This window comes from Candidatus Omnitrophota bacterium (assembly GCA_028715965.1).
GTDB lineage: Bacteria > Omnitrophota > Gorgyraeia > Tantalellales > Tantalellaceae > JAQUQS01.
This window is the reverse complement of sequence record JAQUQS010000010.1, coordinates 42583-53114: the sequence shown is the minus strand read 5'-3', so window position 1 is coordinate 53114 and position 10532 is coordinate 42583. Positions and strand designations below refer to the sequence as shown.

Sequence of the window (10532 nt, the reverse complement as noted above, 5' to 3'; positions counted from 1 at the left end):
GAAGAAATGACCGGCTTCATGCCCGAGAGCATGGGGGCAGGCAATGTGGTACCGTCCCTTGCGGGCGCGGGACTTATAGCGGGATGGGTTTACCAGGCCGTGAACGGGAAAGAGCAAGATCTTGCCGCAATGACGGCAAGTGCGGATATGAGGAATATCCTTGCGTCCATGTCGGTGGGTGACGCATTGATCGTAGTGGGCGGGATAATAGCCGTAGCGGCGCTTGTAAAAAGTGCGGCATTCATAAGGGCCGTTATCGCGGAAAGACGTTCACGAAAAGAAATAGCCAGGGACCGCGAATGGGTCGTGGATAACGCGCCTGAACTTATAAACCGTTACGACGAGCTGGTCGGCGAGAACATCAAGAGGGTGCGGCATATGCCGGAATATACGGATGAGTGGTATGCTTTTATGCTTTGCTACCTGACGCTACGCCGTGAAGGCAGCCTTACCCTGGCGCAGTTCACGGGCATTTTACGTAACGATCTTGAGCGTGGGATAAAGAACCTTGGCGTGGTAATAGCTGGAGGAGAAGACCAGCTTGAGGATATGAGGCGCGAGGCGCGGGATACCACCAATGAGTACGTTAGACAGGAAAGACTTCTGCAGGTCGACCGGGTCGAGCGCAAGCTGGACAGGGAGCGGGCCGATCTTACGTATTACGCCAGGATGTCGGAAAATGCCGAGAACTACGCGAGAAAACTGTTCGAAATGGTCTCTGCCGATCCGGATATGTACCCGGGCATAACCACGGCAGGGGAGTTGGACAATTCCGTGAGTTATAAACTGTCATACGTTCCTATCCCAGGTGAGGCCGGGAAAGCGCACTCCCTCCTGGGAGGGCCACTGGCCGCGTATGTGGAATATGACCAGAAAGAATTTGATGCCCTGCCTTTATGGAAAAAGGTTGTCTGTATGGCCGCCGGCCCATTGGCCAACATAATAGTGCCTTCGGTGGCGATGCTCGGTCTTGTATTGATGGGGCCTGGGCTCATGTCGCCCGAGGTGTTCACGAATACGGCATATGTATTATTTATATTTACGGCGGCTTCTGTTATGAACGGCCTTGCGCAGCTTGTGCCGATAAGCGTGGTTTTCAGGGAAAAAGGCGAAGAGACCGTAAGGGATAAGGCGTTAACGGCTGTTGTCGGGGTCCTTGCCGCGGTCATGTCGCCGATACTTTTACCGATGACGCTTCTACATGAAGCCGGACATTACGCGGCGTTCAGGTCGTTCGGGGTGAGGAACGTGCGGCTTTATATAGGAAAGGCTTCCGTTCTCAGCGGCGCGGGGATGGTGTCCACCGACGGTGGGTACATGGTGAGGGAGTTAAGGGAACAGGTGGCCGCCAGGGTCGCGCCGGATGCCGGCGCGCATGATATCACAGTGACCGCTATTAAGCCCTGGGCAAGGACGTTCCTGATGATGGGGCTAGGCCTGGTAGTGCCTGCTTTGGTCGAGCTCATGAAAAATGGCCACGTCGGGACCTTGTCCCTTGTTTGTCTCGCATCGGGTCTTTACTGCGCCATTGCGTACAGGAAATACCAGCTCATGTCATCGACGCTTAAGAGCGAAATGACGCGCTATTACGAGAACTTGTTCTTCGGCCTTAATGTGAAGTATGGACGGGTAAAAGTGAGATTCGACAGGGATGATGTCAGCGAGGATGAGGTCATAGCCGGCGCGAAGGCCGAAATAAACACGCTTTTCAATAATGACCTCGACGGTTGGAAAAGGGAAAGGGCTTTGCTGAAAGAACTCACCGACAGGGATATCAGCATGAACCCGTATAGCGCCCAGTCCCTTGTGCTGGAGGATGTCGTAGATCTTCTCGCCAACAGGATGCCTGTCGCGAGAAGCGATGGCTACCGTCATTCTGTAGTCGTGTTGCTAAAGCGGTCGGGAGACAGGTATGAAAGAATGGTAGCGTTCATGGTGGAAGCGCATGAGGCGTTCGTTCCCTCCAGTAGACCCTACGCGGCGTTCCTGGCGCATTTTAAGGGCATGATAGCGCTTCTTCCCGGGGTTTTTATGGCATACCGTATGTTCTTCGCCGCTAAGGGGGAGAGAAGGATCGAAGTGGGAGGGGCAGATACGCGCGGGCAGGATACATCGGTACGTGTAAGAATGGACGGAACGGGAGATAGGCGATCCATACCCATAATTAACGAGGATAAAGAGATATATACGCTGATGCCCATGTTCATGATCAAGATGGATAAGTTGCGGGCCGATGTCGAGGAGTACCTCCTGGATGAAGCGCCCAACGAGGTGTATTTCAGCGAGCTGTGTAAAGAGTTCGAGATAGAGGACAACAACAGCCCGATGGCGCGCAGGGCAAAACGGGTCGTGCGCGATGTCCTTGACAGGCTCGGGTATGTGCCGTTCAGCGCGAACGGGAACTTTTTCATAAAACCGGACACTTTTGATACGGGCCACGCGTTCAGGCCCTTGTCATGGTGGTCGGCCCTGGGGCTTGGAGGCGGCGTCGACTGGGTCGCGCTTTTTACGGGCGGTACAGGATATATTGCCTATCATCTTATGGCTCATGGCCACAGTATGCCGATGGCCTCCGCGCTTTCGTTGGGTATGCTCGGTATTATTTCTCTTGTTTTCGCGGTAACGAGTTTTATGCGGGTTAAGGACACGATCGAAGTTATACGAAAGGCCCACCCGGAATACACGCTGGCCGAAGCCTTGACAACAAATATAGGCCGTGACCCAAAAGCGTTATACATGCTGAAAAAAGAACACCCGGATACATATATACAGATCTTTTGCCATGAGACGTTCGAGACGCATGTCCTGGGGCTAATGGCGTTCATACCGAGACGTGCCGCGTTGAAACGTATTTTCTCTCGCGTTGAACGGCCTGTCGTGGAAGACGCGGTAACAGCCGATGAGATCAAGGACTACCTCGACGTGACGGCCCCCGCGCTTCAAAGAGCACTTTATTACCATTTTTCCCGGCAGGCCGATATGGGGATCGACGGGTTCCGTACTGTATCCACGTATCCCTTCGAGTGTCTTTACGCTTCCGGCGTGCTGAAAGCCATGCTTATCGGGAAATTCGCCGGCAGGATAAAGAAGATAGAGCTTGTAGCGGCAAAGCCCGTATCGCTTGAGACTTCGGACATAAAGGAACACATATGGGTCGAGATGGAACTGTTCGACGGGGAGAGCTATTACGTCAGCCTGGCCGACGGCCAGTTCGACCGGACCTTCAAAGGTGAAAAAGTAGTGGGGTACAAGGACACTTTTTCCTGGCCGGGCAGAGAATATTATTTCAAGGCCACAAGTGACGGGTTCGACGCGTGGTTCAGGGAGAACGGGATGTCCGCCTTTACCATGTTCAGGATAGACGGTGCCGGCCGAGGGGAATATGAAGCGTATAGAGAAGAATACCTGAATATCGGTGATAGGGTAGCCCGCGGAAGGGCAGTGGAAAAACGGCTGGACCCGAGGGTCGTGAACGCCATAATACAGACATATTACGAAGTTTCTTCCGGGTTGACCTACGTGGAGGAGAAGGAAGCGCCTGCCGCGCCGGAGGTGACCGCAGCGCCGGAAGAGAAATCCGCTCCGTCGCTTTCCAGGGCGGAACTGCAGGATATGGCCGCGGCCGTAGCCGCCGCGCTTTTCGTTTCGGACAATGTATCGTCGGTCCGTACGCGGATAGAGGACGGAGTAAGAACGCTTCTTTCGGTCACCGGCGCGACCGCGGGTCCACGGGTCGTGAATTTAGACGAGGCTATGCGCAGGCTGCGCTTGGAAATGACCTCCGTTCTGGAACGGGAGGGATATGACCGGGATATATATCCGGATAACGCCGAAGATGAACTTGCTTTCCTTAAACTGGTGAGACGGAATTTACTGCAGGTAGAAAAAGTAGAACCCACGATCACGGGAAATCCGGTCATTGATGCCGCGGTACGTAAAGTGCGAGAGGCAAAGCCGGGTATGTGCCTGCCGCAGTCGGTCATGTTGATAGAGGTCTTGAAGGGGCTTGGAGAGAACGCCGTCCTGATGGGATGGAACGAACCAGGCAATGAGCTGTCGGTCGTGGCGGACCATTATTACGTTGTGACGGAAAAAGCAGGCCTGGTAGATGTATATCCCGAGGGACGTCCTAGAGATATCGTGCTCACGCCCGGCAGTGATTATATCGGGAACGATTCCCCCACATACAGGCATATCGCCCCACATCTGGACCACGATGTGATCGCGAGGATCGTAGCGGAGGTAAAAACCGAGACCAGTGAACCGGCAATGCGGGGCATGGCCACTCTGGAAGTTCTCGGCAGGGTGATGAGACAGCCGTATTCGCCGATACTTGTAGCGCCTTTCGTCGAGGAACCGCTGAAGCTCGGGATACCCTTGGCCATAAAGGCCGTGCTTGACGCGTTCAATAGCGGGATGCCGATACTTAATGGCGGCATATATGTCGCGGCGCTTGTTACGGCGGCTGTGGGGTTCGTGGCGCTTCATGTCCTGAACGAACGCGCGCCTCCGGGATACGAGAACAGTAATTTCATTACAAGGATAGCCGCTACGTACAGGTCGCTCACCCCGGATGAAAGGTTCGATCTTCTTGTGGCGCCGGTCATAGTGGGTGTCGCCGGTATAGCGATAGGCGTCCTGCCGCTATTCACGGAAGCCGGTGTGCTTCCCGTTCTAGTGCTCAGCATGGCGTTCCATATGGGGGCCAATGTCTCGAGGCTCTTGTCGAATATCGGGCGTGGATACGCGACCATAGCGGCGCCGGAAAGGGAGAAAGAGGCCGCACCTGTCGAGACCATGAAAGGTATAAGTGATATCGCGTCCGCGATACTCGATATAAGGGATTATCTTCTTCTGGCCGCCGGGGCAAAAAAGACAGTACTTTCCGATATGAGGGAGACTTCGGCCGCCGGGTCCTATGCCGGAAAATTCGCCGATATACTCGAAAGGTCCGGGGATATATACGAGAGACGGCTGGAGACCAGAGGCATAGTGCCGGCAACGGCCGTCGCCAGGGATGTTTCTCTTTCAATGCTTACCGACGTCGTGAGCGCGTTCGGCCTGGATAATCTCGATATAGACGGTATCGAGACGTTGACCGAGGCCGGGGATATAGCCTCCGCGATCACCGAACGCGTAAATCTGGCTTATGGTATCAAGGACAGGGCCGAACGCGAGAAGACGTTGAGGCTGGTGGCGGCGGAAGAGTTCATGTACGGAAAGGCCAGGGAAAAGGACAAGGATCTCCAGGGCTTCGTGGAAGAGCTCAAGGCGGTAGGCCATGAAATGGCGGAAGCCATAGAGAAGTCCGATAAAGCCGCCGAGACCGCTAAGCGCGTAGCCGCGGAATCGATCTCCAGGGTAGAAGCGCTGGCCGAAAAGAAACAAGAACTGGAGGAAAGCCTTGCCAGGGAAGAGAAGAGGGAAAAGGAAGAGGCGCGTGAGCAGGAAGCGCTCACTATCGATCTCAGGGAAAGAGGGGATTCCCTTCTCGCGACCGAGTTCATGTTCAATTTCATGAGGGTGCGTGACCAGAAGGGGATGCTGGAATGCCTGGTCAAGCCCTACAGGTGTGAAAAAGGCATAGACAGGAGGCCCCGAGAAAGGCGGAATTGGCCGGAAGAGGACGAGATCCAGGGAGCGTACAGGATGTTCGCGACCAGGTTCCATCCCGACGCGAGGATAAGCCGCGGGACTCTCTTTTCCGACGATGCCGAAAAAGATGCCATGATAGCCCGGAAGATCATGCAGGCCGTACAGTTCATCTTTGACTCGCGTAACGGTCATGTCGACGTGGTAGAGTTCCTTGCGGAGCATGAGAACATCCGGTTAGCGTCCCGGGCGGCAAGGATAAGCAACGCCCCGTCCAATAGCTCGGTCTTCTCGTGGAAAACAGTGGATAGAAGGAACACCATCAGTAGACGGGCATATACGATAGACAGGATAAAGAAGGCGCGTGAGGGCCTGGAGCAGGTCGGCCGCCAGATCGAAGAGGCCCGCGCCGACATGTCGCGGACAGCCAAGGAAGCGGAAGAAGCCGCGAAAGCCGTCATGGACATACAGGCCGAGGCGGAGGCCCTGCGGCTCACGATAGCGTCCGTTGAGATAAACATCGATGCTCTTGAGAACGGAGGCGTCAATGTCCTTTCGGACGAGGAATATGCCGAAATGGAAGAGTACGTGGAAGAAAAGATGGGACTCGGATATGTGAAGAACCTCATCGATTCCACAGCGGACATAGATTCCAGGCGTTCGATACTGAGGAAATACGGCGTGCCTGTAAGGCTTAACCTCGTGCGGTCCGGCACCGAAACGCTCGAAGAAAATATCCCGCTCCTTCTCGAGCAGGGATATGACCCCGCGGATATAACCGCCAGCCTACTTTCCAGGTTCTCGTCGGGGAAACTTATGCGGGAAGAAAGAAAGAAGAACATAGACCGCATAACCGAGGTTAGCGCGGGCTCGGCCGGAGAGACAGCCATGGAAAGGGCTAAGGCTGTTTCCGCGAGGATAGAGGCCCATACCGAGTCCCGGGAGGACCTTTTCTATGATTCCGTGGACGGTTTGAGGAAAGAGATCAAGGCCCGGCAGCGCGAGCTCAAAAAGGCGAAAGCGGAGCTTGCGCGCATAGAGGCGCTAACGGTAAGCGGGCGGACCATGAACGCCAGGAAAGCCCGAGCGTTAAGGATCAGGATAGATGCCCTGGAACGTTCACTTACCGCGGAGAACGTGCTGGAAGAACTTTTCAAGGAGAACGGGATTCTTGAAAAAAGCCTTGTGTTCCATTCAGTGGAGAATTTCGCGTCCAACGCATTTTATAAAGGGATAGCCGATATCAACATGCTGGAAGAAGGCGGCATCCCCGCGTTGAAGGGTACGGCGATAGCACTGGTTACCGAAGCTAGACAGCGGCAGTTGACCAGGGAAGAAAGAAGGTCGCTGGAGGAAAAGATTGACGCGCGCGTGGACAAGCTATTCCTTAAACATGAGGACAGGATCCGCGAGGAGATAGCCGTGTTCATGGGTCGCGATCCGAAAAAGGGGATATCCGTCGAAGGACAACCGTCGTTCCTGACCGATATGGTCATGACGTCGCTTCTCGCGATCGATGATATCGCCGCGAGGTACGATGGCCTTAATAAGCTTCTTCCCGAAAAACGGAAAGCTTTCGATGCCGCCGTGAAAGAAATATGCCAGGGGACGGATACGTCTTTCGGCCTGGAAGACCATCTTATAAATGTCGCGGTACTTGACCTCAAGATATCGTGGGCGGTATACAGGGTCCGTGAAGGTAAAATGGGCCAGGGAGAACTTGAGGCCCTGCGCGCGGACAGGGAAGAAGAAAGAGCCCTTATCGATAAGGGGAAGAACGATATAATAGAGGCATGCAGGGAATATCTGGATATAACGCCGGCGGCGGAAATAGTCCAGGCCGATTGGACGAGAACGGGACGCAGGTTCGCCATGGCCGCGGCGCTTATGGTCCTGGTAGCGCCTTTGGCCTATTTGGGCGCGCAACAGCTTACTACAGGCACCACGGGTGATATGGCCGGCATGGAAGCCGCAGCGCCTCTTTCGGCGCCTCTTGCCGCGGTAGAAAAACCCGATATGGCGGGGCAGGTAAGCGCGGAAGGGATAAAGGCCGCCGACGTTATGGCCGTCCCGGGGATATCTCCCGGCCCGGTAGCACCGGTGGAGGAGATGCCGGTAACCGCTACGCCGGAACCGGCCGAGGAAAAACCTGTAGTCGCTACGCCGGAACCGGCCGAGAAAGAAGTTGCCGCGGTACCCGGAGCCGGGACCGTCGGGGAAAAACCTCTTGAAGAAAGACCCGCTATTCCCAAGGCGCCGGAACCCTCGAAAATAACTACGGGAACCCCCGCGATCGTAATGGCCCCGGCCATGGAGGTGCCGGAAGAACCGTTCAGGCCGTTGGTCATAGAAACCCCGGCCCAGCCGGAGTATTATACGCTCGCGCTGGAGGATTTCCATTCAGCCATATCCAGGATAGGTAACGGGCAGCTTGGTAAACATCTTACGAAGAAGGTAATTGAGGATATAATATCCAGACTTTACCGGATAAGCGTGGCCGAGGTCGGTGGATCGCCCGCGATGGATGAAGTCGCTTTCCAGGAAAAAATATTCAATAGGACGATGGTCTATTACACGGCGTACGGACGGAAACAGATCGAGCTTCCGGCCGTATGGTCCACCGTGCCAAGGGCCTTACTCCGTTATGACCAGGCGTATTACGCGGATATGACCGCCCCGGGGTTCCTCGAAGCCATGGGATTGGCGATCTATGAAACGGCCCAGGCGCAGTACATGCGCGGGGGGAAAGTGCCGAAAAAGGTCGTAAGGGACGTGGAATGGCTCATGCCTTCCAAAAAACCGCCGGCGCTCAGCCTGGAAAGATACAAGCAGCAAAGGGCCTGGCTGGAAACATACGAGTGGCCGGGTGACATAAGGAAGACCGTATTCAACATTTCACGTTTCGGTTCCCCGAACACGCTTTCATGGGGAGCTCCGCATTATAAACAATCCGGAGAACTCGTTGACTTGCTCACGGCCGGAAGGATGCTCCTGGGCAGGAGCCTTACTGTGGACCCGAGGCTGGTGGACCAGGCGTATAACGATACGGAATTATTGGCGGATATGGGGTTCTTCCAGAGAACGGAAGGGCTTAACACGGCCCAGATGGAAACGTTAGCGGCTTCGGTGGTCAAACCTCTCGCCGGAAGCGGCATCATAGGGATGTTCCCGCCGGACCAGGCAGGTGTCTTTCGATCAATGGAACAACAGAGGATGGTCACCGAGAGGAATATAAGATCGCATTATACCGGCCAGGCTATGATACAGGGTATGGCCGCGCAAGAGTTCTACAGGAATGAACTAATGGGTATATCAAGGCGCGAGGCCATATACAGGGGCCAGATCGACAGAGAGGAATCCAAGGTAAGGACACAGCATGCCGCGGCCAGGATGAGGGCGAATTTCCGGTCGGCGACCCAGCCCACGTATTATGACCCCTACGATCCCTATAGCGCTATGCGGCAGAGAGGATATGCCGCGCAGGGCGCCCAGATGGAAGTGGACGGGATAAATATCGCCGAATCACGGACCCTTCAGGACCTCGCGGGGCAGAGGGCCATGCTTACACGGCAGTACGAGGGTGAACGGGATAACGCGGCCGCGCTTTACCGGTATAAGCTCCGGCAGATAGTGCCAGATGCATATGTTGACAGCAGGGTGGCGGGCAGGATATTGGCGGATAACGCCCTGATAAGGGACCAGGTAGCCTTGAGGCAGAGATTCGTTGTGGCCAAGATGCTCCTTGAGGCGCTTTATCCGGGGAAGAGCCTGCATGAAATACTGGCGACAGAGGGAAAAGGAGAACTGGAAAGGGATATAAGAGCCGCCATTGAGCGGATAGAGCTTATCGGTGCGAGAATGGGGACAAGCCCGAGCTCCACGGGGAATCCCCTGGCCGACACCATGTCTTTCCTGTCGCAGAGAAAAATACCGACCAGGAACGGTTGGGAAAAATATTCTGAAGACTGGACGAAAGTGGTCGAGCAGGCCGTGATCGAGCCGATCACCGGGCTCATATACGTTATGTATACGAACGACCATCCTGTTACGGTGAACCGGGGCCACATTTTCGTTAAATCCCCCAAAGCAGGCATGCCGACGCTACGTGAGATCATAATAGGAGAACAAGGCCCTGACGGAACGGCGACCATTACGATTAAATATTTCGATTATCCGGACAAGCTCGGCCGTCCCGGCAGGATAACGGCCACGGGCATGGTGTTCGGGATAGAGCGTATATTACAGACCATGCAGGATATCAGGTATCACGGCGATTCGATGGAGATAGAGGACTGTGTCGTGGAAGATAATAAGCATGTCCGGCAGGACGCCTGGTGGAAGACCGACGCGGAGATATTGAACACTCTCAAAGCTATGCCTGATCCCGCATGGGGTATGGATGTCAAGGTGCTCAGGACCATGACCGGCATCAAGTTTCCCGATGTGGCGGCGCCGAAACCGCTTGATATTAAAGAGGGAAAGGCATTTTTCAGCGTCCCCGACAGTGTCCCTGAGGACGCGGACCTTGGCGGGATAAAGACCACGGCGGATGACATGGTCAGAAGGGCCATGGAACAGGCCAGGTTTGACGCCAGCGCCGAAGGCAGGTTCTATAACCGTATCGGGCGATATGGCGACGGGAATGCCCAGAAACATATGACCCCGGCTGTTATCAGGGATATGATGGCGAAGAGCTATAACGCCATGCGTTTCCAGACGGGCTACTATAAAAAGCCCCTGAACATATCGTTCGAGAAGTACGAAGAACTGGTTTTTTCCAGAACGAGCGGTTATTACGATTCCTATCGTTCGCGTAAGCTGCTTCTCATGGAAATATGGGGTAAGGTCCCGAGGGCGCTCATGCGTTATGATACCGCCTATGAGGTAGACAAAGCCGCTCCGGGCCTCATGGAAGCCATGGGCCTGGCCATGTTCCAGAC

1 protein-coding gene (running past one end of the window) is annotated in these 10532 nt (G+C 55.0%); it reads left to right on the top strand.

The genetic code is table 11. The features are described from left to right. Window positions 1–18 precede the first annotated feature (18 nt). On the top strand, window positions 19–10532 hold the start of the coding sequence (locus tag PHH49_05890; protein ID MDD5488473.1) for a deaminase. 16462 nt of this gene lie beyond the right edge of the window; the window shows 10514 of its 26976 coding nt (coding positions 1–10514); its start codon is at window positions 19–21; its stop codon lies beyond the right edge, outside the window.